Source organism: Stappia sp. MMSF_3263 (assembly GCF_030733745.1).
GTDB lineage: Bacteria > Pseudomonadota > Alphaproteobacteria > Rhizobiales > Stappiaceae > Stappia.
This window is the reverse complement of record NZ_JASHIK010000004.1, coordinates 97,512-123,079: the sequence shown is the minus strand read 5'-3', so window position 1 is coordinate 123,079 and position 25,568 is coordinate 97,512. Positions and strand designations below refer to the sequence as shown.

Genomic DNA, 25,568 nt, shown 5'->3' with positions numbered 1-25,568 from the left:
GGCGCCGGCGGCGGGAAGCGCATGTCCCGGCGAAACGGAAAACGCCGGCGGGATTGTTCCCGCCGGCGCAAAACGGATGTGGCGCGCCCCCTTACAGGGTGCGCGCGATCTCCTCCACCCGGTAGCACTCGATGACGTCGCCCGGGCGCATGTCCTGGTAGCTGACGAAGTTCATGCCGCACTCCTGGCCGGACTGAACTTCCTTCACCTCGTCCTTGTAGCGCTTGAGCGTGCCGAGCTTGCCTTCGTGAATGACGACATTCTCGCGGATCAGGCGCACTTCCGCGCCGCGCTCCACGATGCCTTCGGTCACCCGGCAACCGGCAACCTTGCCGACCTTGGTGATATTGAAGATCTCCAGGATCTCCGCATTGCCAAGGAAGGTCTCGCGGCGCTCCGGGGAGAGCAGGCCCGACATCGCCGCCTTCACGTCATCCACGAGGTTGTAGATGATGTTGTAGTAGCGGATCTCGATGCCCTCGCGCTCGGCCGCGTCGCGCGCCTGCTTGTTGGCACGCACGTTGAAGCCGATGATCGGTGCGCCGGATGCGGCAGCCAGCGTGACGTCGCTCTCGGTGATGCCGCCAACGCCGGCATGCAACACGCGCGCCTTGACCTCGTCGGTGCCGAGCGCCTCCAGGGCGCCGGCGATCGCCTCGACCGAACCCTGCACGTCGCCCTTGATGAGAAGCGGCGTTTCCTTGTGGCCGCTTTCCTGCAGGCGATTCATCATCTGCTCGAGCGAACCGCGCGCGCCGATGTCGCGAATGCTGGTCTTCTCGCGCTTCTGGCGCTGGCGATACTCGACGATCTCGCGGGCCCGCGCCTCGTTCTCGACCACGGCGACCATGTCGCCGGCCTCGGGCGTGCCGTTGAAACCGAGCACCTCGACAGGCTTCGACGGACCGGCTTCCTTTTCCTGCTGGCTGTTCTCGTCGAGCATGGCGCGCACGCGGCCCCACTCGGCGCCCGCCACCAGGATATCGCCGACCTTGAGCGTTCCCTTCTGCACGAGGACGGTCGCAACCGGGCCGCGCCCCTTGTCGAGCTGCGCCTCGATGACGATGCCTTCGGCGGTGCGGTTCGGGTTGGCCTTGAGCTCCAGGACCTCGGATTGCAGCAGGATCATCTCCAGCAGCTTGTCGAGATTGGTGCCCTTGGCTGCGGAAACCTCGACATCGATGACGTCGCCGCCCATCGACTCCACCACGATATCCTCACGCAGGAGATCGGTGCGGACACGGCCAGGGTCGGCCGACGGCTTGTCGATCTTGTTGATCGCCACGATGATCGGCACGTTCGCCGCCTTGGCGTGGGCGATCGCTTCCTTGGTCTGCGGCATGACGCCGTCGTCGGCGGCCACCACGAGGATGACGATATCGGTCGCCTTGGCGCCACGGGCACGCATCTGGGTGAAGGCCGCGTGGCCCGGCGTATCGATGAAGGTGATCTTGTTGCCGTCGCGGTCGACCTGATAGGCGCCGATATGCTGGGTGATGCCACCGGCCTCGCCCTGCACCACGTTGGAACGGCGCAGCGCATCAAGCAACGACGTCTTGCCGTGGTCGACATGGCCCATGATGGTGACCACGGGCGGGCGCTGAACCAGCGTATCGTTGTCGTCCGCAGCGGAGAACAGGCCTTCCTCGACGTCGGATTCGGAGACACGCTTCACGGTGTGCCCCATTTCCTCGGCGATCAGCTCGGCCGTGTCCGCATCGATCACATCGTTGATCTTCAGCATCTGGCCCTGCTTCATCAGAAGCTTGATCACGTCGACAGCCCGTTCGGCCATGCGGTTGGCCAGGTCCTGGATGGTGATCGCCTCGGGCAGCACGACCTCGCGGGAGATCTTCTCGCGAACCACCTGCTGGCCGGCGCGCTTTTCCTTCTCGCGGCGGCGACGCAACGAGGCAAGCGAACGGCTGCGCCCCTCGTCGTCGCCGGTGGCCGACGAAATCGTCAGCTTCGAGCGGCGGCGGTCGTCACCGGTGCGAACCGGTGTCGGGCGCTCCGGCGCGGTCTTGGTGCGCTTGACGGCCTTGACGGTCTTGCGGGCATCGCCCTCTCCGTCCGCGGCGCGCGCCGGTGCCGCAGTGGCTGCGGCAGGCTTGCGGGCCGGACGATCGTCGGTCGCGGCCGGCTGGGCCGGGGCACCGTCGGACACGACGGCAGCCATGGCCGCTGCGGCATCGGCGGCGGAAACCTTTTCGCGGGCCTCGTCGCCTTCGGCCGGGCCACGGAGAGCTTCCTCGGCTGCGCGACGGGCGGCCTCTTCGGCCTCCTGCTTGGCGCGCGCGGCTTCCTCGACCTTGCGGCGCTCGTCCTCGATGGCGCGCAGCCGCTCCTCTTCCTCGCGACGCTTGCGGTCCTCGATGTCGCGGCGCTGTGCCTCGACCAGCGCGGCCTGACGGGCAGCAGCTTCGTCGTCGGTCAGGGTGCGCAGGATGTTGCCGCCACGCGGACGCTGGCCGGACGCGGCACGGCGTGCCGCCGCGCCGTCGGCGGCGGCATTGGACGGGCCGGGCTCGATGTCGGCACGACGCTCGCGAGCCGGCGGCGCCTTGGCGACCGGCTCGGCCTCGTGCTCGGGCTTGGCCGTCTCGCCCGGCAGGACGACGCGGCGCTTCTTCTTCTCCACCACGACCGCCTTCGTGCGGCCGTGCGAGAAGCTCTGACGGACCGTGCCCTGTTCAACGCCGGAGCGTTTCAGGCCCAGTGTCTTGCGCTCCATGCTGATCGTCTTGTCGCCGGGGTTTTTCGTTTCGCTCATATCGCCTTCAGTCCTGGATCACCGCATTGCCCGCACCGTCATTTGCCGCCGGAACGCCGTGCGTTCCGGAAACAGGGTCATTGTCGGAACCGGAACGAAAACGCTCCAGTTCTTCAATCCGGACGAGAGCATTCTCGCCTGCCCGACCTGCAAGCAGTGCAGCATGTATCACATTTGACCGACCCAATGCCAAATCCAATTGAGTCGACGTAAAACAACCGATCATCCGGCAGGTGCCAGCGTCGGCAAATCGTGCCCGCGCGATCGCCGCGAGCTTGCGTGCCCCGTCGTCGCCGCCATCGCGCGCCTGGACGAGACCGATCACTTCCTGCCCGCGCAGCGCCGCCTCCACCTTGGAGAAACCGGCAAGGACCTCGCCCGCCTTCCTGGCAAGCGAAACCGCGTTGAGCGCGGACCGTTCGAGCAGATTGTCGACCTGCTCGGCAAGATCACCTTCGATCCGCACGCTCCCGTCCTTGAGGGCGCGCGGAAAGACTTTTTTCTTCTGTGCCGCGGCAACCGCGTCCCGGCTTGCCGTGATCCAGACCCCCCGTCCGGGCAGCCTGCGCTTCAGATCCGGCACCAGGACACCGTCCGGCCCCGCCACGAAGCGGATCATTTCCTCGACCGGTCGGACATTGCGCGTCAGGGCGCAGCTTCGTTCCAGCGGTTCGTTTCGCCTCGGCACCGTCTTGCTCCGCCGATCGCTTCCGACCCGGCCGTTTGCTTGCTCAGACCTCGTGCACCACGCCCGTGGCCGCGATGCCGGACTGCTCGTCCTCGTCACCGGCCGCATCTTCATCGGCAGGCGCCTCGTCCTCGACGAGATCCTCTTCGGAGATCCAGCCGGCCTCGACACGGGCCGCCATGATCATCGCCTCGGCATCCGCGCGACTGACATCAAAGCCGGTCAGCGTGCCCTCGTGGCGCGTGGTCTCGCCATTCGCCCGCTCCGTCCAGCCAACGAGATCGTCGGTGGCGCAGCCGGCAAGATCCTCGACCGACTTCACGTCATCCTTGCCCAGAGCGACGAGCATGGCTGTCGTCAGGCCGTCGATGGCGCGCAAGTCGTCGGAAACACCCAGCCCACGACGCTCTTCGTCGAGCTTCGCCTCGATCTCTTCGAGATATTCGCGGGCACGGGCCTGGATTTCGTCCGCCGTCTCCTCGTCGAAACCCTCGATCGTGGCGACTTCGTCGCGTTCGACATACGCCACTTCCTCGACGGAGGCAAACCCTTCCGAGGCGAGAAGCTGGCCGACGAACTCGTCGACATTGAGCGCATCCATGAAAAGCTGCGTGCGGTCAGTGAATTCCTTCTGACGACGCTCGGACTCATCCTGCTCCGTCATGATGTCGATTGCCCAGCCGGTCAGCTGGGACGCGAGGCGCACATTCTGTCCGCGGCGGCCGATCGCCAGCGACAGCTGCTCGTCGGGAACCACGACCTCGATACGCTCGGCATCCTCGTCGAGCACGACCTTGCTGACTTCCGCCGGCTGCAGCGCGTTGACGATGAAGGTGGCGTTGTCCGGGTTCCACGGAATGATATCGATCTTCTCGCCCTGAAGTTCCCCGACCACCGCCTGGACGCGGCTGCCGCGCATGCCGACACAGGCGCCGACCGGATCGATCGAGCTATCCTTGGAGATCACGGCGATCTTGGCGCGCGAGCCCGGATCGCGGGCAACGGCCCGGATCTCGATGACGCCGTCGTAGATCTCCGGCACTTCCTGGGCAAAGAGCTTCGCCATGAACTGCGGATGGGTGCGCGAGAGGAAGACCTGCGGGCCACGCTGTTCGCGGCGCACGTCGTAGATATAGGCGCGAACCCGGTCGCCGGTGCGGAACAGTTCGCGCGGGATCAGCTCGTCGCGGCGCACGATCGCCTCGCCCCTGCCGAGGTCGACAATGACGTTGCCGTACTCGACCCGCTTGACGACGCCATTGACGATCTCGCCGATGCGATCCTTGAACTCGTCGAACTGGCGGTCGCGCTCAGCTTCGCGCACCTTCTGCACGATGACCTGCTTGGCGGACTGCGCGGCGATGCGACCGAAGTCGAGCGGCGGCAGCGGCTCGGCGATGAAGTCGCCGATCTGCGCCATCGGATTGCGGCGCAGCGCCTCTTCCTTGCCGATCTCGGTCGAGGTGTTCTCGACCTCCTCGGCCACGAGCAGCAGGCGCTGCAGCTTGATCTCGCCGGTGCGCGGATTGATCTCGGCGCGGACTTCGGTCTCCGACCCGTAGCGCGAACGCGCCGCCTTCTGGATCGCGTCCTCCATCGCCGCGATCACGATGCCGCGGTCGATCGACTTCTCCCGCGCGACCGCGTCGGCGATCTGCAGCAGCTCAAGCCGGTTCGCACTGATTGCCATCTCAGTCCACTCCTCTCGCGCCGGTCTCGCCGGCGCATCCTGTCATCACCACGGCGCGGCACCCGGCCGTCGCCCGCTAAATATCGCAAGACCCTTTGAGGGTCAGGCGCCCTCCACGTCGCTGGAACCGTTCGCCGCGGCGCGGCGGCGCGCCGCCTTTTCCGCTTTCAGCGAGGCCTCGACCAGTGCATCCGTCATCATCAACCGCGCTTCGGCCATGTCGGCCAGCGAGAGGCGGATGTCGGGATCGCCGTCATCGGGCAGATCCTCGAGCCTGAGCACCAGGTCTCCCCCGTCGACGTCACGGATCTCGCCACGGAAGCGCTTGCGGCCGTCGCGCGGCACCGCCAGCTCGAGCTTCACCAGGTGCCCCTTCCAGCGAATGAAATCGATGGCGCGCACCAGCGGCCGGTCGACGCCCGGCGACGAGATTTCGAGATTGTACTCCTGGCTGATCGGATCCTCGACATCAAGGATCGGCGTGATCGCCCGGCTGACGGTCTCGCAGTCGTCGACGGACATGGTCCCGTCCGGGCGTTCCGCCATGATCTGCAAGGTCATGCCGTCGACGCCCGACAGCTTGACGCGCACGATGCGGAAGCCGAGGTCGACAATCGCCGGCTCGATCATCGCCGCGATGCGTGCCTCCAGCCCGTTTTCCCGGACGATCCGCGTTTCCTGATCCTGCACCAGAACCTCTTTCTTGCCCGCCCTGCGCGTCGCGCGGCCTGCCCTTGGGCATCGTGGCAGTCCCGATAACGGGTCGCCAAAAACAAAAAGAGCGGGTCCCCGGGAGGGCCCACTCTCATACTGCTCATGCGAGCCGCTAGAGAATTTATTTGTCAGCACTATACAGCGACGTGTTCTCAAAGCAAGCCAAATCGCCCTTCGGGGCCCGGACTGCCCCGCCTCAACAGCGCCGAAACTCCAGATAATGGCCCTTGCGGCCCTCTCGAAACGCCTTGTCCTCGTAACGCGTTCCCGACCAGGGTTGCCACGGCACCAGCCAGTCGGCGGCACGCTCCGCCGTCCACTCGAATGCCGGATGCGCGGCCAGATGGGCAAGCGTCCACTCCACATAGGTGTCGATGTCGCTGGCGAAGCGGAAACAGGTTCCCGGCCGCAGTACCCGCGCGATCCGGTCGAGGTTGACCGGATTGACGAAGCGCCGCTTCCAGTGGCGGCGTTTCGGCCAGGGGTCCGGATAGAGCTGGTAGATGCCGTCGAGGGAGGCCTCCGGCAGCCAGTCGAGCAACTTGATCGCGTCGTCGCCATAGACCCGCACGTTGCCGAATTCTGCCGCCTCGATGTCGGCAACCGTCTTGGCAAGGCTGCTGACGAAGGGCTCGACGCCGATGAAGCCGGTGCGCGGCAGCCGGCCCGCCTCGTGCAGCAGATGTTCGCCGCCGCCGAAGCCGATCTCCATCCAGACCTCGTCCACCGGCGAGGCGAACATGTCGCGCAGGTCGGCGGGCGCGGGGCGGCCGAGATCCGGCTGCAGGCGCCCGATCGCCGCCTCGAAGATTTCGCGGCGGGCCGCGCGCAGCGGCTTGCCGACGCGGCGGCCGAAAAAGGAGCCCTTGCTGTGGTCGATCATGCTTGTTGCTTCCGGACAACCCCGCCGCTGGCAGCCGACGAGAAAAACGCAATCCGCCCGGCACGCTGCGTGCCGGGCGGCATGTTCAACTTCACGGTCTGTCCGTGCCGGATCAGGCGACGGCGTCGCGCAGGGCGTGCACCAGGTCGATCTTCTCCCAGGAGAAGCCGCCATCCTCCTCCGGCTCCCGGCCGAAGTGACCGTAGGCCGCGGTGCGCGCGTAGATCGGCCGGTTGAGGCCGAGATGCTGGCGGATACCGCGCGGCGTCAGGTGCATGACCTCGCGCAGCGCCTTCTCCAGCTTCGCCTCGTCGACCTTGCCGGTGCCGTGCAGGTCGACATAGACCGACAGCGGCTCGGCCACGCCGATGGCGTAGGAGAGCTGGATCGTGCAGCGGTCGGCGAGATTGGCCGCGACCACGTTCTTGGCGAGATAGCGCGCCGCATAGGCGGCCGAGCGGTCGACCTTGGTCGGATCCTTGCCCGAGAACGCGCCGCCGCCATGGGGAGCCGCACCGCCATAGGTGTCGACGATGATCTTGCGGCCGGTCAGGCCGGCGTCGCCGTCGGGACCGCCGATGACGAAGGCGCCCGTCGGGTTGACGTGCCAGACGGTCTCCTTGTTGATCCAGCCGCCGGGAACGGACGTGACGATGTAGGGCTCGACGATGGCGCGGATGTCGTCGGAGGTAAGCTTGGGGTCCAGATGCTGCGTCGACAGCACGACGGAGACCAGTCCGACCGGCAGGCCGTTCTCGTAGCGCACGGTGACCTGGCTCTTGGCGTCGGGGCCGAGCAGCGGCTCCTTGCCGGACTTGCGCGCCTCGGCGAGCAGCCTCAGGATCTTGTGCGAATAGTAGATCGGAGCCGGCATCAGTTCCGGCGTCTCGCGGCAGGCATAGCCGAACATGATGCCCTGGTCGCCGGCGCCCTCGTCCTTGTTGTCGGAGGCGTCGACACCCTGCGCGATATGCGCCGACTGTGCGTGCAGGTGGACGGCGACGTCACAGTTCTCCCAGTGGAAGCCTTCCTGCTCGTAGCCGATGTCCTTGATGGCCATGCGGGCCAGATGGGCAATGTATTCGTTTGTAATTGTCGCCGGGCCGCGGGTTTCCCCTGCAATCACCACGCGATTGGTCGTCGCGAGTGTTTCGCAGGCAACGCGCGCTTCCGGCATCTCGGAGAGAAAAGCATCGACGACCGTATCGGAAATCCGGTCGCAGACCTTGTCCGGATGTCCTTCGGACACGGATTCGGAAGTGAAGAGATAATCTTGACGAGCCACGTTCAACCGTCCTTCTGGGAAGATAGTAGAAAGCGGCGGGGACCCCCGCCGCCAGGCACGACACATGCCAGTGAAGACGAGTGCTCGTCAAGCGCACGAACGCCGTTCCCGGTGACGACGATGGTCTGTCACCTGGATCGCCCGGCCCAGGAATGGCGGTGTTGCGCGCGATTTCCGGGCCCGACCAGCGAGCCCGGAAGAAACCTCAAGAGGCTGGCGAACCGAAGGCTCAGACCTCTTCGCCGGCGAGCGCCCGCACCAGATCGACGACACGGCGACGCACCTTGGCATCCTCGATCCGCACGAAGGCCTTGTTGAGGGACAGGCCTTCCGATGACGACAGGAAGTCGACCACATAGGAGGCGGGCTTGGCTTCGCCGAAGCCATTGGCCTCATCCGGCGTTCCCGGCGCGTCCTCGAAGAAGAATGCAACCGGCACCTTCAGGATGGTGGCGATGTGCTGAAGGCGGCTGGCGCCGATGCGGTTGGTGCCTTTTTCATACTTCTGAATCTGCTGAAATGTAATGCCCAGACTCTCGCCGAGCTTCTCCTGGCTCATGCCAAGCATCATGCGGCGCAGGCGCACACGACTTCCAACATGCACATCGATGGGGTTCGGTGCTTTTTTGCTGCTCATTTTTTGTCTTCTTTCCGGCTCTGTCGGTTGCTGTGACCATGGCGTTATTTTTCTGGCGCTTTTGATCTGCTCAACGGAAAAGGGTTGTCGGGTTTCTTTTCCCAATACCGGTTCCCGCCAGCGGAACGCCGCCAGTTTCATTTACCACAACCCAATCTACGCTCCAGGCTGCGACGGTTGTTATGATGCCGTGCCGCATTGCGACCCGTCAATCATTACGCGCATTCCCTACGTAACGCGTTACAAGAAGAAGGCCAACAAAAACTATTAGGAAAATTGCCAATGCGTTTTGCCCGTACCGCGCAAAAACCGTAGGTGAGATGGCGGATGGCATGCGCATATCAATCCGTCCGGCCGCCATCAGCGGGCGTATTGCCAGGACCCGGCCGTAAGCGTCCACAACCGCCGAAATGCCCGTATTGGCTGCACGCACAACCGGCAAACCCTGCTCCACGGCACGCATCCGTGCCTGGGCGAAATGCTGGTAGGGTCCTGGCGTATCGCCGAACCAGGCGTCGTTGGTGACGTTCAGAATGAACCCCGGACGCTCGTCGGAGCTGGTCGCGGCCGCCGGGAAGATCGCCTCGTAGCAGATCAACGGCAGGAAGGCCGGGCCGGCAACCGGATTCAGGACACGGTGACGAAAGCCGGCGCGAAAGGTTCCCGGCAGTTCCACAAGCTTCGTCAGACCGAATGCCTCCAACGTCTCGCCCATCGGCAAGTATTCGCCGAAAGGCACAAGCCGGACCTTGTCATAGGCGTCGAGAATGGCGCCTTCGTCGTCGATCACATAAACGCTGTTGTAGAAGACGCGGCTGCCCGCATCCTCCACACTGGCACGCACGGCTCCCGTCACCAGCGTGTCTCCGGGACGCAGCAGGCCGGCAATGGCCGCCAGCGCGTCAGGGGCCTCGGTCAGCAGGAACGGTGGCGCGGATTCCGGCCAGACGACCAGACGCGGCAGGTCGCCGTCCCCCGTCTCGCCGTCCCACTCGGCCCGGCTTGCCTCCAGATAGGTATCGAACACCCTGGTCCGGTTTTCCGGCCGCCACTTGTCTTCCTGGGGGATCGACGGCTGCACGACGCGCAAGGCCATGTCGGTGCCGGCACCGACCTCGCCAAGGTTCGTGCGAAGGGCGCCGCCGGCGGCAACGAGCGCCATCAGCAGCACCGCGGCGATGCCGGCGCGGCGTCCGCCGGCGGTCTGGTCGGCAAATCCCGCCAGGCAGCAGAACACCGTCGCCACGATGAGGCCGAGCCCATAGACGCCGACCAGGGCAGCGGGCTGCATGAGCAGCTCCGTTCCGCCGAATGCATAGCCCCAGATGTTCCAGGGGAAGCCCGTCAGGACATGACCGCGCAGCCAGTCGGCAAGCGCCAGGGCCAGCGCCAGCAGCAGCAGCCGGCCGGGCCCGTCGCGCCAGGCAAGGCTTGCAGCAAGGGTTGCCAGCGCCGTGAAAAGGGCCAGCCCGGCGGGCAGGAGCACGACCGCGAAAGGGATCATCCAGGCGAAGGCGTCCGCCTCGACAAGGAAGGCCCGCCCGATCCACCACAGGCCCGCCAGATGAAACCCGAAACCGAACCACCAGCCGACTGCGAGCGCAGGGCGCATACGCGCCCATGGCCCTGCATTATCGGAAATCGCCCCGTCGAGAAGCCAGACAAGAGCCGGCATCGACACGGCCAGAACGGGAAACACCCCAAAGGGCGGCATGGCGAAGGCCGCGAGGGCTCCGGCCAGGGCCGAAAGCAGCCAGCGACGCCAACCATGGGCGAGAAGGAAAACTTGCGCCAGACGCAGCACGGCATCGACTCCTGCGGTTGCGCACGGGGATGCGAGCGCGCGGGCGAATCACCCGCGCCTCAACGGACGATCCCCGCAGGGGCAACACCGGTCAAGTGCGGGCGGTCGTTCAGGTACTCCGCATTCCCCGACAAGGACCGGGTCAGTTGGCGAGGTTGGGGCGGCGCTGACGACGACGCACGTCGCCAAGCCGGGCCTCTGCCCTGCGTGCGCGGATCCGCAGGCGCTTGATGCGGCGTGGATCCGCATCGAGGACCTCGAACTCGTAACCGGGAAACTCGCGAGCGGTGATCAGCTCGCCGCGAACCGGCACTCGGCCGACCAGGGTGAAGACCAGTCCGCCCAGCGTATCGACTTCCTCGGCCAGTTCGCCGAGCTGGAAGCCGGTGCCGACCGCCGCCTCGACCTCCTCGACGGGCACGCGCGGATCGGCGATCCAGATGCCGTCGCCGACCTTCTCGATCATCGCATCCTCGTCCTCGTCATGCTCGTCCTCGATGTCTCCGACCACCGTCTCGACGATGTCCTCGAGCGAGACCAGGCCTTCCGTGCCGCCATATTCGTCGATGACCAGCGCCATCTGGACACGGTCCGCCTGCATCTTGGCCATCAGGTCCGTGGCCGGCATGGAGGGGGGAACGAACAGGACGGGGCGGATCAGGCCGGCATCCCCGAGCGGCAGCAAAAGGTCCACACGCGACAGGTCGAGAGCCGGCTTTTCGTTGGAAGCCGGCGGCTCCGCCCTGGCCTGCCTATCGTCTTCCGGCTTTTCGTCTTCCGGCCTGTCATCTTCCCCGGACGGGGTTTCGCCGCTGGGCTCGTCGGCGGCCCTGGCGGAGAAATAGGCCATCAGGTCCTTGATGTGGACCATGCCGCGCGGATCATCGAGACCGTCGTGATAGACGGGCATTCGCGAATGCCCGCTCTCGCGAAACACTTCCATGAGATGACCGACAAGAACGGTGTCCTCGACAGCGTCGATGTCAGCGCGCGGCACCATCACGTCCTCGACGCGGACCTCGCGCAGGCGCAGGATGTTGGAAAGCAGCACCCGTTCCTCGGGCGTGAAGCTGGCGCTTTCATCGTGCTCGCGGGCGAGTTCGTCCTGCAGGTTCTGGCGCAGGGTGCCCGCCCCGTTTCCAGGTCGCCGCAGACCGCTCAGCCGCTTCAGCGCCTCACTCCAGATGGAGCGCAGCGATCGCGGAGGATCTCCTTCCGCCTGGGCGAAGGTTTCCCCGCCAGTTTCGGAGGCGGCCGGTTTCGGCGTCCCCGTGTCATCGGTACTTCGAGCCTTTGAATCGTTCATGTCATGTCTGCACCCGCATCACGCGGGCGGCTCGCTCTCCGTTGTCTTGTCGGCCGCGAGTGTGGTGGACTTGACGTTCGCTACGCGGGTTGCAGCAAGCTCCGAAACGAACGTCAAATCCGAAAACCACACTAGAGACTTTAACTTGCAAGTCACCTTCTTGAATCTGAAGTTCGCTCAAGCGCTGCTGCGAAGTGAAACGAACTTCAGATTCAGGTGACTGGCGGCTCCCGGTAGGGATCGGCAATGCCCAGCACCGCCAGAATGCGCCGCTCCAGCCCTTCCATCTCCTCGGCTTCGTCCTCCATTTGGTGATCGTAGCCGAAAAGATGAAGGAACCCATGTGCCACAAGATGCGTCACATGGGCGTCAAAATCGATGTCCATCTCCCCCGCCTCGCGCGCGACGGTCTCGCGGGCGAGGATGATGTCGCCGAGCAGCGGTCCGAAAGGCGGCTCGTCCTCGTCGCCTCCGGGAAAGGAGAGGACGTTGGTGGGGGCATCCTTCGAGCGCCAGTCTCGATTGAGTTCGCGCACCCGCGCATCGTCGGCGAAGACGACCGACACCTCGGCGCCCTCGACCAGTTCGAGCCGGGCTTCGGCGCAGGCGACAGCCACGACCCTGGCGACGAGCGCCTCCAGCACGCTGTCTTCAGGCCAGCCTTCGGCCTCGACCGCCACATCGACCTCGGGGGACACCAGCACGGCATTCATCGTGTCGTGCCCTTCGGCACCGGGGACGTCGCGGCAGCCACTGCCGCGGCAGCCGCGGCCTGCTCTGCCTTCTGGCTGGCCTCGCGGCCGGCATTGTCATAGGCGCGCACGATGCGGGCAACGAGTTCGTGTCGCACCACGTCGACCTCGGTGAAGCGCACCACGGCCACTCCCTCCACGCCTTCAAGCAGCGACAGTGCCTCGCGCAGGCCCGACTGCTGCCCGGGCGGCAGGTCGACCTGGCTCGGATCGCCCGTGACGATCATCCGGGAATTCTCGCCCAGGCGCGTCAGGAACATCTTCATCTGCATGGTGGTGGTGTTCTGCGCCTCGTCGAGGATCACCACCGCATTGGAGAGGGTTCGCCCGCGCATGAAGGCCAGCGGCGCCACCTCGATCATGCCGGATTGCAGTCCGCGCTCGACCTTTTCCGCCGGCATCATCTCGTAAAGCGCGTCGTAAAGCGGTCGCAGATAGGGGTCGACCTTCTCCTTCATGTCGCCCGGCAGGAAGCCGAGCCGTTCGCCCGCCTCCACCGCCGGCCGCGACAGGATCAGCCGGGCGACGTCGCCGCGCTCCAAAAGCGCTGCCGCATAGGCGACGGCCAGAAAGGTCTTGCCGGTGCCGGCGGGTCCGACGCCGAAGGTCAGGTCCGCCCGGTCCATCGCCCGGATATAGGCATCCTGTGCGGGCGTGCGGGCCAGCACCGTCTTGCGCCGCGTCGACACCTGGGCAAAGGACAGGTGCGAGCGCGGTTCGATCGTGGGAAGGTCCAGTTGCGCCTCCTCTGCCACAGCCATCCGAAGCGCGCCATCGACGTCTCCCGGATGCAGCTCGTGGCCCTGCTGAAGTCTGGCATAAAGGGATTCAAGTGCCCGGCGCGCCTGTTCGCACCCCGAATGGCGACCCTTGATGACAACCTGATTGCCGCGCGCCACGGCATCGACGCCAAGGCGCTGCTCGATCAAGGCGAGATTCTGGTCGAACTGTCCGAAAAGATCGCCGACGAGGCGATTGTCGTCGAAGGCCAGAACCACATGGGTCATGTCCGACGCGGGCACCGCAGCGCGGTAACCGCCCCGGTTCGGGGTTCGGCTGGCGCCGGTCAAACGGCTTCTCCTGGCATCCTGCCTCCTGGATTCCCGAATGCAGGCCTCACGCGCGGACCCGCTGGGGGTGTGCCTGTCCGCCATCTTGCCCTGCCACGCGGCGCGCGAATAGGGAATTCGCTTCCCGTCCGGTGATTTCCACCGCCACGATCTCCCCGATCAGGCTTTCATCCGCATCGATCTGCACGGGCTGCAGCCAGGGAGACCGGCCGGTGACCTGGCCGGGATTGCGGCCCCGCTTTTCAACCAGCACGTCGCAGCTTGTTCCCACAAGGCTTTCGTTGAACGCCTTCTGCTGCTGTGCGACCAGTGCCTGCAACTCCTGCAACCGTTCGTTCATCACCGCCTCGGGCACATGCGCGTCCATCGTCGCACCAGGCGTTCCCGGGCGCGGGCTGTACTTGAACGAGAAGGCGGAAGCGAAGCCGACGCGCTCGATGAGATCCATCGTGTCGCGGAAATCGGCATCGGTCTCCCCCGGAAACCCGACGATGAAATCGCATGACAGGGCCAGGTCCGGCCGGCCTTCGCGGATCCGGTCGATCAGCCGGAAATAATCGTCGCGCGTATGCCTGCGGTTCATCGCCTTGAGAATCCGGTCGGACCCCGACTGCACCGGAAGATGCAGATAGGGCATCACCTCGGGCAGGTCCCGATGGGCGGCGATCAGCGCATCGTCCATGTCGCGCGGATGGCTCGTCGTGTAGCGCAGCCGGTCGAGCCCCTCGACGCCCGCCAGCCTGTGCAGCAGTTCGCCCAGCCCCCAGGCGCGCCCGTCCGGCCCTTCGCCATGCCAGGCGTTGACGTTCTGGCCCAGCAGCGTCACCTCGCGCACGCCGCGCGCCGCGAGCCGTTCGGCCTCGGCAACGATCTGGTCGACATCCCGCGAGACCTCGGCCCCGCGCGTATAGGGCACCACACAGAAGGTGCAGAACTTGTCACACCCCTCCTGCACGGTCAGGAAGGCGGACACCGGCCCGCGCCGCCCGGTCGGGGCCGGCGCGCTCGAGGGGGTCGACAGGTGGCGGAACTTCGCCTCGATCTCGAACTCGGTCTCGACAACGCTTTCGCCGGCCCGGGCACGGGTGACGAGTTCCGGCAGGCGGTGATAGGTCTGCGGCCCGAACACGAGATCGACCACGGGCGCCCGCCTGGCGATCTCCTCGCCTTCGGCCTGTGCCACGCATCCGGCAACGCCGATCATCGTCTGCTTGCCGCTTTCGGCGCGCGCCGCCTTCAGCTTGCGCAGCCGGCCGAGCTCTGAATAGACCTTCTCCGCCGCCTTCTCCCGGATATGGCAGGTGTTGAGGATGATCAGGTCGGCATCCTCGACGCTATCGGTGGCGCTGAAGCCCTGCGGCACGAGGGCGTCGGTCATCCGCTCGCTGTCATAGACATTCATCTGGCAACCATAGGTCTTGACGAAGACCTTGCGCCCCGCGGCGCCCGGAGCCGGCGAAACGCCCTCTCCGGCCTGCCCCGGTGCCGTGGCATTGCCTGCAGCGATGGAAATCTCGTCGCTCATCCTGTCTCCGCGCGGGCGCACCGCCAGTTGCCGCTGCTCGCAACCCCTGCTCCGCCGGTGCGGCCAGGTTCCGATACAGCCGGAATGTGTCCTTCACGCGATGATCCGGCGACAACGGGAGGTGGTTGCCGGACGACCGCGAAATCCGGCCTGCTTTAGCCGTTTTCGTCGCTCTTGAGAATAGCATGAGCCGAGGCGGCCAGCACCGGCCCGGCCGGCACGCTGTCAAGCCGTCCGGCCCGGGCCGCGCCGGCAAGCCTGCGAACCTCGCTCTCCAGCGTCCTGGCCAGCGCCTTGCGGTCGCCGCCGGGCGTCGCGCGCACCGGCTCACCCCATACAACCGTGACGTCGACCGCCCCCTGGCGCACCACATTCATGAAATGCGGGATCATCTCCATGTCGCCGTACCAGGCGACGTGGTTGCGAAACTGGCGGCCCATCGGCAGTCCGTGCAAGCGGGTATAGGCCAGCGCCAGCGGCTGGATCCAGACGTCCCCGTCCTCGCCGGCGACCGCATGGCGCGCCGCGCCGATCAGCGCCGAGCGGAACGGCAGCACCTCGTTGCCACTGTTCGAGGTGCCTTCTGCGAACAGCACCATCGCATCGCCCTCGGCAAGGCGCGTGCCCAGTTCCTCCGCCGTGCGCGCCGTGGCGCTGCGCCGCTGCCTGTCGACGAAGACCGACCGCTGCAGCTTCGCGAAAAGACCGAAGACGGGCCAGGAGGCGACCTCCGTCTTTGCGACGAAGGACAGTGGCATGCGGCTGCCGAGCACGGTGATGTCGAGCCAGGAAACGTGGTTCGCGGCGATCAGGAGCGGGCGCCCGGTGGCGGGAGTCCCGATTTCGCGCACCTTGATGCCGACGACGGCGCAGGCGATCCGGTGCCAGACGACCGGCAGCCGGCGCTTCACCGGGCCGCGGCTGCGCAGGGCAAGCCATTGCACGGGAATGAGCGGCAACGTCACCAGCGTCAGGACGGCGAGCACGGCGGCGGCGCGGACGCGCATCATGCGGTCAATCCCGGTCCTTCGGGCCGAGAGGCACGCCATACAGCTCCAGCCGGTGATCGACCAGCCGGTAGCCGAGCGTGCGGGCGATCGCCTCCTGCAGGTGCTCGATCTCCTCGTTGCGGAACTCGATGACGCGGCCGCTTTTCAGGTCGATCAGGTGATCGTGATGTTCTTCTGGCACCGTCTCGTAGCGGGCCCGCCCGTCGCGAAAGTCATGGCGCTCGATGATGCCGGCATCCTCGAACAGTTTCACCGTCCGGTAGACCGTCGAAATCGAGATGCGCGGATCGTTCTGCACCGCCCGGCGGTAGAGCTCCTCCACGTCGGGATGGTCGCTGGCGTCCTCGATGACCCGGGCGATGATTCGCCGCTGCTCGGTCATGCGCATGCCCTTGGCGACGCATTGTTCCTCGAGCGTGGACTGGGCCAGGTCGGCATTGGACGGCGCCGCGTCGGAGCGCTGGCTGCCGGGATCGGTCATCTCGCCTGTCCTCCTTGCGACCAATCGACCATGCGCGCCCGGTCGTCCGGGCACGCGAACCATGCAAGCCGATTACGCCAGATCGACCCGCATGACAAGCGCGCCGCCGTCGCCCGTGCCGTCGCGATAATAGCCGCGCCGCTCGCCGACCTTGCGAAAGCCGAGCTTGCGGTAGAGGGCAAGCGCGCCGGCGTTGCCGGCATCGACCTCGAGAAACAGGCAGGCGACCCGGTCGGCATAAAGTCGCGACAGCCCTGCGCGCAGCAGCCGTTCGCCGATGCCGCGGCGACGCTGGCGCGGGTCGACGGCAATGGTCAGCACCTCCGCCTCGTCGGCCGCCACCCTCAGGATGAGAAATCCCATGATGGCGCGGCTGCCATAGGCGCTGGCACGGCGGGCCTGCAGGATCGTGACGCCGGGCTGGCGGGCAAGGGCCGCAAGATCGTCGGCGCTCCAGCCGCTCGGGAAGGAGCGCTCATGCAGCTCGGCCAGCGCGGGATAGACGTCGGGCTCGGCCTCCTCGATCACCGGAGGCGGCGCCCAGAACCACCAGAAACTCATGCGAGCAGCCCCTCGTCGCGCCGCGCGGGAGCGGCATCGGGCGCGCGCAGGTAGAGCGGCTCGGGCGGATGTGCGAGGGGATCAGCCTGCGCGCCAAGACGGACCACGGCGGCGATGTCGGGCCAGGCCGCCTCATGGGCGACCCGCAGGTCGGTGCGCCCGCACGCGGCCACGACCTTTGCCGCTCCGCCGCCCGCCAGCAGCGCGCGCGGGGGCAGGTCACGGCCGAAATCCGCGGCGGCGATTGCGACCGGAGCGGCAAGCGGCGTCCCGTCCGCGTCAAATCCCTGACCGTAGATCTCCGGGCCCTTGGCCTCGAGCACGGCGAACACCGGACACGGTTCGACCGCTTCCTCGCGGGCCATGTCCGCAAGCGCGTCGAGCGTGCCGATGCCCACCGCCGGCGCTCCCACGACAAGGGCAATGCCGCGCGCCGCCGACAGGCCGACACGCAGGCCGGTGAAGGAGCCGGGCCCCGCCGTCACCACGATCCGGTCAAGAGCCGCAAAGGGCAGGCTGGCCTCGGCCATCACCTCGCCGATCATGGCCATCAACCGCTCGGCATGGCCGCGTCCGAGAATTTCACAGGCCGAGGTCACGCGCGCCTGCCCGCCGTCCTGGTCGAGGACGGCGACTGAGCAGGCGTCGAGCGCGGTATCGATGGCGAGCAGGCGCATGGGCAAACTAAACCGATCCCGGCCGGTATCGTCGACACGACCATTTGCTAGGGTGACTTCGGTCGCATGCTGGCCAGCGGAGCCAGGGACGGGCGCCTGCGGCAGCATCAAGCCGAAGCCGGGTGCGAGTGTTCCGGAAAAGACAAACGGCCCGGCTTGCGACCGGGCCGTTCGGCAGCCTCGCGTCGTTGCGTCAGAGCGCGCGGACTTCCTCGACTTCCGGAACGAAATGGCGCAGCAGGTTCTGGATGCCGTGCTTCAGGGTCGCTGTGGAGGACGGGCAGCCCGAGCAGGCGCCGCGCATGGACAGGTAGACGATCCCGTCACGGAAGCCCCTGAAGGTGATATCGCCGCCATCCTGCGCAACGGCCGGACGCACGCGCGTCTCGATCAGTTCCTTGATCGTGCCGACGGTTTCCTCGTCGCCCTCCTCAAAGAACTCCTCTTCGCTGTCCGCCGCCATCTCGCTTGCCAGCACCGGGGCACCGGACATGAAATGCTCCATGATCGCGCCCAGGATCGCCGGCTTGATGTGCTGCCAGTCCACGTCGCCCTTGGTCACGGAAATGAAGTCGTGGCCGAAGAAGATGCCCTCGACCCCTTCCACCTGGAACAGTGTCTGGGCGAGCGGCGAGGAGCCGGCATCCTCGGTCTTGCGGAAATCCATGGTGCCTTCCGGAAGCACGATGCGTCCGGGGAGGAACTTCAGGGTCGCCGGGTTCGGCGTCGCCTCGGTCTGAATGAACATGACGGTCTTCCTTTCATCGCGGGCGGCCCGCGTGTTGCGCGGGCATGCCGGCCGGGATCTTCCGGCCCGACCTCATGAAGCCATCCGCTGTTGCCGGCGGCAGGCGAGACCCGCACTTACCTGTTCTGCATGGTGTCTGCGTCGCTCGGGTCACGCCCGCCGGGCGCCCGTCGCTTCGTTGTTGTTCTCAATATACGCTCGCGAAGCGCTCAGCGCCAGATTGGAATTGTTCCAGAAAGCGCTTTTCTGCCTCACGCCAGGGCCGCAATCGACTCGTCATCCAGCGTGCCCGGCACGATCGTGACGGGGATCGGGAAACTGCCCGCGCCCTTGCCGGCGATCGCGCTGACCAGCGGTCCCGGGCCTTCCGAGCCGCTGCCGGCCGCCAGCACCAGGATGGCGATGTCGGCATCCTCCTCGATCAGTTGCAGGATCTCGTCCGAGCGATTGCCCTCGCGGACCACCAGTTCCGGCGTGGTGCGCGCCACCGCACGCACCCGGTCGGCGGCCTTCATCAGGCAGCTTTCCGCTTCCTCGCGTGCCTCCGCGCGCATGATGTCCTCGACCCCCAGCCAGTGCTGGAAGTCCCCCGGCGCTATGACGTAGAGCAGCGTCGCCACGCCGCCGGTGCGCTCGGCGCGCTTGGCGGCATAGACGATCGCCCGGTCGCATTCGCTGGTCTCGTCGACGACGACGAGAAACTTGCGCCGGTGCCCTTCCTCGAAACTCTTTCGGATCGCTACCATGGGCGCATGCTGCCACCGGCAGGGGCGGCCGGCAAGCGCCAAGCCGCCGCAGGGGGAACGTGCCTTGAAATCACAGGATGAACCTCGACAGATCGATGTTCTTGGCAAGCTCGCCGATGTTTTCGCGCACGAAATCGGCGTTGATGGCGACGTTCTTCTCAGCCGCGTCCGGCGCGGTGAAGGAGACCTCGTCGAGCACCCGCTCCATCACGGTCTGCAGGCGCCGCGCCCCGATATTCTCGATCGTCGCGTTGAGATCGACGGCTATGGAGGCAATCTCGTCAATGGCATCGTCGGTAAAGGTCAGCACGATGTCCTCGGTGCCGAGCAGGGCGATATACTGCTTGATCAGGCTGACTTCCGTGTCCGTCAGGATGGCGCGGAAATCGTCCTTGGTCAGCGCCTTCAGCTCGACGCGGATCGGCAGGCGGCCCTGAAGTTCCGGCAGCAGGTCGGAAGGCTTGGCCACGTGAAAGGCGCCCGATGCGATGAACAGCACATGATCGGTCTTGACCGGGCCGTGCTTGGTGGCGACGACCGTGCCCTCGATCAAGGGCAGCAGGTCGCGCTGGACGCCTTCGCGCGAGACGTCGCCGCCGGAGCGTTCGCCGCGTACGCAGATCTTGTCGATCTCGTCGAGAAAGACGATCCCGGCGTTCTCCACCAGATGAATCGCCTCCTCGACCACCTTGTCCTCATCGAGCAGGGCATCGGCCTCCTGTTCGATCAGCACCGCATAGCTCTCGCGCACGGTGATGCGACGCGGCTTGGTCTGGCCGCCAAATGCCTTGCCGAGCATGTCGGAGAGGTTCATCACGCCAACGCTGCCGCCCGGCATGCCCGGCATGTCGAAGCCCGGCATCTGCGGCTGGGCGCGGACCTGGATCTCGATTTCCTTGTCGTCGAGCTCGCCGTCGCGCAGCTTCTTGCGGAAGCTTTCCTTGGTCGACGGGCTGGCATTCTTGCCGACCAGCGCCTCGAGCACACGCTCTTCGGCCTGCAGGTGGGCCTTGGCCTCCACCGACTTGCGCTTGGCCGTGCGCACCAGCGCGATGCCGGCCTCGACCAGGTCGCGGATGATCTGTTCCACGTCGCGGCCGACATAGCCGACCTCGGTGAACTTGGTCGCCTCGACCTTGACGAAGGGCGCGTTGGCGAGCTTGGCGAGACGGCGGGAGATTTCCGTCTTGCCGACGCCGGTCGGGCCGATCATCAGGATGTTCTTCGGCATCACCTCCTCGCGGAGGCCCTCGTCGAGCTGCTGGCGCCGCCAGCGGTTCCTGAGTGCGATCGCAACGGCGCGCTTGGCGTCCTTCTGGCCAACGATGTAGCGATCCAGTTCGGAGACGATCTCGCGGGGGGACAAAGTGGTCATGACCGTGTCTTTCTCTCGATGAAGCTCAGTCGAAGGCCGGGACAAGCCGCGCCAGGGAGGTGCCGTTCAAGGGTTTGCCCAGCGTCCGGCGCACCGCCCGCCAGGCCGATCCGAGCAGAAGGATAAAGCAGCCCAACAGGACCAGGGTGACCGAGGTCGCCGTGGAACCGGAGATATCGGCCTCGGCCATCAGCGTACCGATCGCCACCCCGAAATAGCCGAGGCCCGACACCAGGATGGCTCGCCGGTCGACGACGATGGCAACGAAGGCGAGCGCCGCAAAGAGAGCGATGACGATCACCGCGTCTCCCTGGCCGAGCTCGCTTACGCCGGCGGTCGTCAGGGCAAGAATGGAATGGACCATCAGGGGAGCGGCCAGAAGATGCAGCCAGAACGCCTTGTCGCTGGCCACCGTGACGCGTTTCGGATCGCGGGCGTCGTAGCGCATGGCCGCAAGGAAGGCCGCGAGCCCGGCGGCGAGCGTGAACCACGCCGTGTGTGCCTCGAGCGCGCCCGGGGCCGCCACCTCGACAAGCACGGCAACGAGAAAGAACACCGTTGCTGCAACGACGGCAACGCCAACCGGAACCCTGAAGCGCCAGTAGTGGAGCGCCCCGCCGCCGATGCCGAGAAGGGTCGGCAGGATCAGCAGGGGCGAACCGGGCTCCTGTGCAAAGACAAGGTTCAGCGACAACGCGCCGGTTGCGAGACCGATACATGCGGCCAGGAATGCCGGGGCAAAGGCGATCGTCAGGATGAAGGAGGGAAGCGCCAGCCGCTTGCGCCTGGCGAAGACCTCCGAAAGGCCCCAGATGGCGAGGGCGACCGCTCCGGCGGGCAGCACCAGCGGCCCGGGATAGACCAGGGCCAGCGGTTCGGAATAGCGCAGGGCGAACCAGAGGCCGAACAAAAGGATGACGATGCCGATGGAGATGAAGACGTCGTGGAAGCCGCGCGCGAAACGGACCTCCTCCGCATCCGCATGGCTGACGCTCTCGTCCGTTCCAGCTGGCACGGGAGCGATCCAGAAGTCGGCCAGACGCTCCGCCTGCGGCCATGTCAGGATACCGGCGCCGACCGCCGCACCAAGCCGTGCCTTGTCGAGCGGCGCAGGGGCCTCTGCTGTCACTTGCGCTGTCATGCGCGTCCTTTCTCGGTTTCGGCAACATGTTCCATGATCAGGGCATCACCGGTCCGCCCGGCAAGATGCGCAACCGGCCGAAACCCGGCTTTCTCGTAGGCGCGTCGGGCGTGCGCGTTCTCCGGGTCCGGATCGATGATGATCCGGTCGAAGCCGCGCCGGCGCAGCTCGGCGACGAACCCCTCCAATGCGGCGGTGCCGATGCCTTTGGACAGATCCCCGGCATCGCCGATCGACAGGTCGACGCCGACGGTTCCCTCCGGCAGTTCCGCCACCCAGGGACTTTCCTGAAGAATCTCCTCGCCCCGGTTGTCGTCGACGAACCAGAGCTGGATGTAGCCGGCATCGCGACCGTCCAGCGTGAAAACGTAGGGCTCGGTCGTGTCGCGCCCCTCGACCATGTCGCGAATGTAGCCGAGCTCGGTCTCAGGATCGCCCCACCACTTGCGCCAGTGCGGGGTCTCCATCCAGCCGGCAAGCAGCGGCAGGTCCGCCGGCGTCACGGCACGGAAGCCGATGCGGGCCGGATCAATCGGCATCCAGCGTCTCGATGGTGAGGTTGCCATTGGTGTAGACGCAGATCTCGCCAGCGATCGCCATCGCCTTGCGGGCAATGGCTTCGGCATCGAGATCCGTGTCGACTAGGGCGCGCGCGGCAGCCAGCGCGTAATTGCCGCCCGAGCCGATGCCCATGACGCCGCCTTCGGGCTCCAGCACGTCGCCGGTGCCGGTCAGGACCAGCGAGACGGACTTGTCGGCCACCAGCATCATTGCCTCCAGCCGGCGCAGGTAGCGGTCGGTGCGCCAGTCCTTGGCAAGCTCCACGCAGGCTCGCATCAACTGGCCGGGATATTGCTCCAGCTTGGCTTCAAGCCGCTCGAACAGGGTGAACGCATCCGCCGTGGCGCCGGCAAAGCCGGCGATCACGTCGCCCTTGGCCAACGGGCGAACCTTGCGCGCCGTGCTCTTGATCACCGTCTGGCCGAGCGAGACCTGCCCGTCGCCGGCGATCACCACCTTGCCGCCCTTGCGCACACTGAGGATCGTCGTGCCGTGCCAGCCCGTCGGGTCGTCCCGTCCCTGCATCGCCTGTCGTCTCCTGCCAGCGTCTTGTGGAGAGCGGCCGAACCACTCTCTTCGGACTGCCTATGTAAGCCGCCGGGACGTGTTTGCAAATCCCGGCAGACCTACGGGAGACCGCATTTCAGAGGGGGTTGACGAGACGCACCGGCCGGCCGGGGGCGAGTTCCGAGGCGGCCGCGACGATCGCGTCAGCATCGATGCCGAAGTGGTGGTAGAGGTCCGCCACCGTGCCGGTCTGGCCGAAATGCTCGACGCCCAGCGCCGCGGTCCGGTGGCCGCAGACAGAGCCGAGCCAGGCGAGCGTCGCCGGATGGCCGTCAAGCACGGTGATCATGGTGCAATGGGCGGGAAGGCCCGAGAGCAGGCGCTCGATATGGCTCATCGCGCCGCGATGGCCGCGCTTGCGCATGCGCATCGCCGCGTGCCAGCCGGCATTGAGCCGGTCGGCGGAGGTGACGGCAAGCACGCCGATGTCGCGCCGGTCGGTGCCGATCCGTCCCGCCGCCTCGATCGCCTCGGGCGCGACCGCGCCCTGATAGGCGATCACCACCTCGCAATTGGGGCCGGGCTCGCGCAGCCAGTAGGCGCCGTCGATGACGCCGCGCCGGAAGGCCTCGTCCTCGCGCCGCAGGGGCTGTTCCAGCGCCCTTGTCGACAAGCGCAGATAGACCGAGCCCCCAGTCTCGTCGCGCAGCCAGGTGCGCTCGTCATGGACCGCGTCGCCGTCGCGCTGCAGATAATCGAAGCTCCAGTCCATGATCAGCGACAGTTCGTCGAGCCAGGCCGGCTCGAAGGAGGCCAGCCCGTCCTGGCTCATGCCGATCAGCGGGGTCGCGATCGACTGGTGGGCACCGCCTTCGGGCGCAAGGGACACACCGGAGGGCGTCGCCACGACCATGAAGCGGGCGTCCTGGTAGCAGGCATAGTTGAGCGCATCGAGCCCGCGCGAAATGAAGGGATCGTAGAGCGTGCCGACCGGAATGAGCCGCTCGCCGAAAAGCGAATGCGACAGGCCGGCCGCGCCCAGAAGCAGGAACAGGTTCATCTCGGCGATGCCCAGTTCGATGTGCTGGCCTTCCGGCGAGAACGCCCATTTCTGCGCCGAGGGAATGCGCTCGTCGCGGAACGTGTCGGCAACCGCGTCGCGGGAAAACAGGCCGCGCCGGTTGACGAAGGGACCGAGATTGGTCGAGACGGTGACATCCGGCGAGGTTGTGAGAATGCGCGCCGCCAGGGGATGGTCGGATTTCGCCAGTTGGTCCAGCACCTTGCCGAAGCCGGCCTGGGTCGACAGCACCTTGTCGTCGAGCGTCACGGGCCCCGGCGTCGCCACCCGGCCGGCCTGGAACCGGCGGCGACCGGCGGCGAAGAACGGCGTCTCGTTGACGACGGCGTGCAAGCCCGCCTCGTCCAGCTCAAGGCCTTCGGCCATCTCCCACTCGTGGCCCGGCCGCACATTCATCTGGGTGCGGAACGCGTCCATCTGGGTCGGCGTCATCAGGCCGGCATGGTTGTCCTTGTGGCCGGCGAGCGGCGTGTTCCAGCCCTTGATCGTGTAGGCGACGAAAGCGACGGGACGGTCGTGCCGCGCCTGTTCCGCGAAGGTTTCGCCAAGGGTTTCAAGGCAATGACCGCCGAGATTGGTCATCAGCTCCTGCAACTGCGCATCGGAGCGACGCTCGATCAGCGCACTGACATCGCCCTGGTCGCCGATGTCGTCGAGAAGCCGCTTGCGCCACGCCGCCCCGCCCTGGAAGGCCAGCGCCGAATAAAGCGCGTTCGGGCAGGTGTCGATCCAGTCGCGCAAGGCGCCGCCACCCGGCTCCTCGAAGGCGGCGCGCTGCAGGGCGCCGAATTTCAGCCGCACCACGTCCCAGCCGAAGGCGCCGAAGATCGCCTCGATGCGGCCGGCAAGGCCTTCGCGGACGACGCCGTCGAGGCTCTGGCGGTTGTAGTCGATGATCCACCAGGTGTTCCTGAGGCCGTGTTTCCAGCCTTCCTGGAGCGCCTCGTAGACATTGCCCTCGTCGAGTTCGGCATCGCCGACCAGCGCGATCATCCTCCCCTCATCGCGCGGCTTTGCCCAGGGCTTGGCCGCCAGATAGTCCTGAATCATCGAGGAAAACGCCGTGATCGCGACACCGAGCCCGACCGATCCGGTGGAGAAATCCACGTCGTCGATGTCCTTGGTGCGGCTCGGATAGGACTGCGCGCCGCCATAGGCGCGGAAGGCCTCGAGCTTCTCGCGCGTCTGGTTGCCAGCGAGATACTGCATGGCGTGGAAGAGCGGCGAGGCATGCGGCTTGACCGCCACCCGGTCCTGCGGGCGCAGGCAGTCGAAATAGAGCGCCGTCATGATCGACACCATCGAGGCGCAGGACGCCTGATGGCCGCCGACCTTCATGCCATCGCCCTTTTCGCGCAAGTGGTTGGCATTGTGGATGGTCCAGCATGCAAGCCAGAGAAGCTTCTTCTCGATGGCCTTCAATGCGGTCTTGCGGGACGTGTCCATGAACGCTTGCCCTTCTCGGATGACAGCTGGGGGTGACGGCCGTGGCGGCCGCCCGAACAGTGGTTCGAGCGACCGAGGATAGGATCGATCCGGTGCAATTTCAGTCC

General features: G+C 66.4%; 23 protein-coding genes. All 23 read right to left on the bottom strand.

Going from position 1 to position 25,568, the window contains the following annotated elements:
• Positions 1-91 precede the first annotated feature (91 nt).
• Positions 92-2,773, bottom strand: coding sequence for a translation initiation factor IF-2 (gene infB / locus RBB46_RS06540; protein ID WP_306028095.1), 2,682 nt, complete (start codon positions 2,771-2,773; stop codon positions 92-94).
• A gap of 7 nt (positions 2,774-2,780) precedes the next feature.
• Positions 2,781-3,461, bottom strand: a complete 681-nt coding sequence (locus RBB46_RS06535) for an RNA-binding protein (protein WP_306028225.1) — start codon at positions 3,459-3,461, stop codon at positions 2,781-2,783.
• Positions 3,462-3,504: 43 nt separating this feature from the next.
• Positions 3,505-5,151 carry a transcription termination factor NusA gene (gene nusA / locus RBB46_RS06530; protein ID WP_306028094.1) on the bottom strand — a complete coding sequence of 549 codons (1,647 nt, stop codon included), beginning with the start codon at positions 5,149-5,151 and terminating at the stop codon, positions 3,505-3,507.
• 102 nt (positions 5,152-5,253) lie between these two features.
• A complete protein-coding gene (gene rimP, locus RBB46_RS06525; RefSeq protein ID WP_306028093.1) occupies positions 5,254-5,841 on the bottom strand; it encodes a ribosome maturation factor RimP in 588 nt (195 codons plus the stop codon).
• A gap of 220 nt (positions 5,842-6,061) precedes the next feature.
• Positions 6,062-6,748 carry a tRNA (guanosine(46)-N(7))-methyltransferase TrmB gene (locus tag RBB46_RS06520; protein ID WP_306028092.1) on the bottom strand — a complete coding sequence of 229 codons (687 nt, stop codon included), beginning with the start codon at positions 6,746-6,748 and terminating at the stop codon, positions 6,062-6,064.
• A gap of 112 nt (positions 6,749-6,860) precedes the next feature.
• A complete protein-coding gene (gene metK / locus RBB46_RS06515) occupies positions 6,861-8,033 on the bottom strand; it encodes a methionine adenosyltransferase (RefSeq protein WP_306028091.1) in 1,173 nt (390 codons plus the stop codon).
• Positions 8,034-8,262: 229 nt separating this feature from the next.
• On the bottom strand, positions 8,263-8,670 hold the full coding sequence (locus RBB46_RS06510) for a helix-turn-helix domain-containing protein (protein WP_306028224.1): 408 nt from the start codon (positions 8,668-8,670) through the stop codon (positions 8,263-8,265).
• Between the two features lie 208 nt (positions 8,671-8,878).
• Positions 8,879-10,474 carry an apolipoprotein N-acyltransferase gene (gene lnt, locus RBB46_RS06505; protein WP_306028090.1) on the bottom strand — a complete coding sequence of 532 codons (1,596 nt, stop codon included), beginning with the start codon at positions 10,472-10,474 and terminating at the stop codon, positions 8,879-8,881.
• Positions 10,475-10,616: 142 nt separating this feature from the next.
• Complete coding sequence (locus RBB46_RS06500) at positions 10,617-11,780, bottom strand: transporter associated domain-containing protein (protein ID WP_306028089.1); 1,164 nt, start codon at positions 11,778-11,780, stop codon at positions 10,617-10,619.
• Positions 11,781-11,992: 212 nt separating this feature from the next.
• Positions 11,993-12,493: an rRNA maturation RNase YbeY gene (gene ybeY, locus RBB46_RS06495; protein ID WP_306028088.1), complete on the bottom strand. Its 501-nt coding sequence runs from the start codon at positions 12,491-12,493 to the stop codon at positions 11,993-11,995.
• Entirely contained in the window at positions 12,490-13,539 is a 1,050-nt protein-coding gene (locus tag RBB46_RS06490) for a PhoH family protein (protein ID WP_306028223.1), read from the bottom strand. The genes ybeY and RBB46_RS06490 overlap by 4 nt, the downstream gene beginning before the upstream one ends.
• A gap of 109 nt (positions 13,540-13,648) precedes the next feature.
• Complete coding sequence (gene miaB / locus RBB46_RS06485) at positions 13,649-15,127, bottom strand: tRNA (N6-isopentenyl adenosine(37)-C2)-methylthiotransferase MiaB (protein WP_306028087.1); 1,479 nt, start codon at positions 15,125-15,127, stop codon at positions 13,649-13,651.
• A gap of 155 nt (positions 15,128-15,282) precedes the next feature.
• Complete coding sequence (locus RBB46_RS06480; protein WP_306028086.1) at positions 15,283-16,137, bottom strand: 1-acyl-sn-glycerol-3-phosphate acyltransferase; 855 nt, start codon at positions 16,135-16,137, stop codon at positions 15,283-15,285.
• 4 nt (positions 16,138-16,141) lie between these two features.
• The gene (locus RBB46_RS06475; RefSeq protein ID WP_306028085.1) at positions 16,142-16,618 is read right to left on the bottom strand and encodes a Fur family transcriptional regulator; all 477 of its coding nucleotides are present in this window, start codon (positions 16,616-16,618) and stop codon (positions 16,142-16,144) included.
• Between the two features lie 72 nt (positions 16,619-16,690).
• Positions 16,691-17,179: a ribosomal protein S18-alanine N-acetyltransferase gene (rimI, locus tag RBB46_RS06470; RefSeq protein WP_306028084.1), complete on the bottom strand. Its 489-nt coding sequence runs from the start codon at positions 17,177-17,179 to the stop codon at positions 16,691-16,693.
• Positions 17,176-17,856, bottom strand: a complete 681-nt coding sequence (gene tsaB, locus RBB46_RS06465) for a tRNA (adenosine(37)-N6)-threonylcarbamoyltransferase complex dimerization subunit type 1 TsaB (RefSeq protein WP_306028222.1) — start codon at positions 17,854-17,856, stop codon at positions 17,176-17,178. The genes rimI and tsaB overlap by 4 nt, the downstream gene beginning before the upstream one ends.
• A 193-nt stretch (positions 17,857-18,049) precedes the next feature.
• Positions 18,050-18,604 carry a NifU family protein gene (locus RBB46_RS06460; protein WP_306028083.1) on the bottom strand — a complete coding sequence of 185 codons (555 nt, stop codon included), beginning with the start codon at positions 18,602-18,604 and terminating at the stop codon, positions 18,050-18,052.
• Positions 18,605-18,855: 251 nt separating this feature from the next.
• The gene (locus RBB46_RS06455; protein WP_306028082.1) at positions 18,856-19,350 is read right to left on the bottom strand and encodes a universal stress protein; all 495 of its coding nucleotides are present in this window, start codon (positions 19,348-19,350) and stop codon (positions 18,856-18,858) included.
• A 70-nt stretch (positions 19,351-19,420) separates the two neighbouring features.
• A complete protein-coding gene (gene hslU, locus RBB46_RS06450) occupies positions 19,421-20,725 on the bottom strand; it encodes an ATP-dependent protease ATPase subunit HslU (protein ID WP_306028081.1) in 1,305 nt (434 codons plus the stop codon).
• A 25-nt stretch (positions 20,726-20,750) separates the two neighbouring features.
• Positions 20,751-21,866, bottom strand: coding sequence for a hypothetical protein (locus RBB46_RS06445; RefSeq protein WP_306028080.1), 1,116 nt, complete (start codon positions 21,864-21,866; stop codon positions 20,751-20,753).
• On the bottom strand, positions 21,863-22,405 hold the full coding sequence (locus RBB46_RS06440) for a GNAT family N-acetyltransferase (RefSeq protein ID WP_306028079.1): 543 nt from the start codon (positions 22,403-22,405) through the stop codon (positions 21,863-21,865). Before RBB46_RS06440 ends, RBB46_RS06445 begins: the two co-directional genes overlap by 4 nt.
• Positions 22,395-22,952, bottom strand: coding sequence for an ATP-dependent protease subunit HslV (gene hslV, locus RBB46_RS06435; protein ID WP_306028078.1), 558 nt, complete (start codon positions 22,950-22,952; stop codon positions 22,395-22,397). Before hslV ends, RBB46_RS06440 begins: the two co-directional genes overlap by 11 nt.
• A 118-nt stretch (positions 22,953-23,070) precedes the next feature.
• Positions 23,071-25,461, bottom strand: a complete 2,391-nt coding sequence (locus RBB46_RS06430) for a 1-deoxy-D-xylulose-5-phosphate synthase N-terminal domain-containing protein (RefSeq protein ID WP_306028077.1) — start codon at positions 25,459-25,461, stop codon at positions 23,071-23,073.
• Between the last annotated feature and the right edge of the window lie 107 nt (positions 25,462-25,568).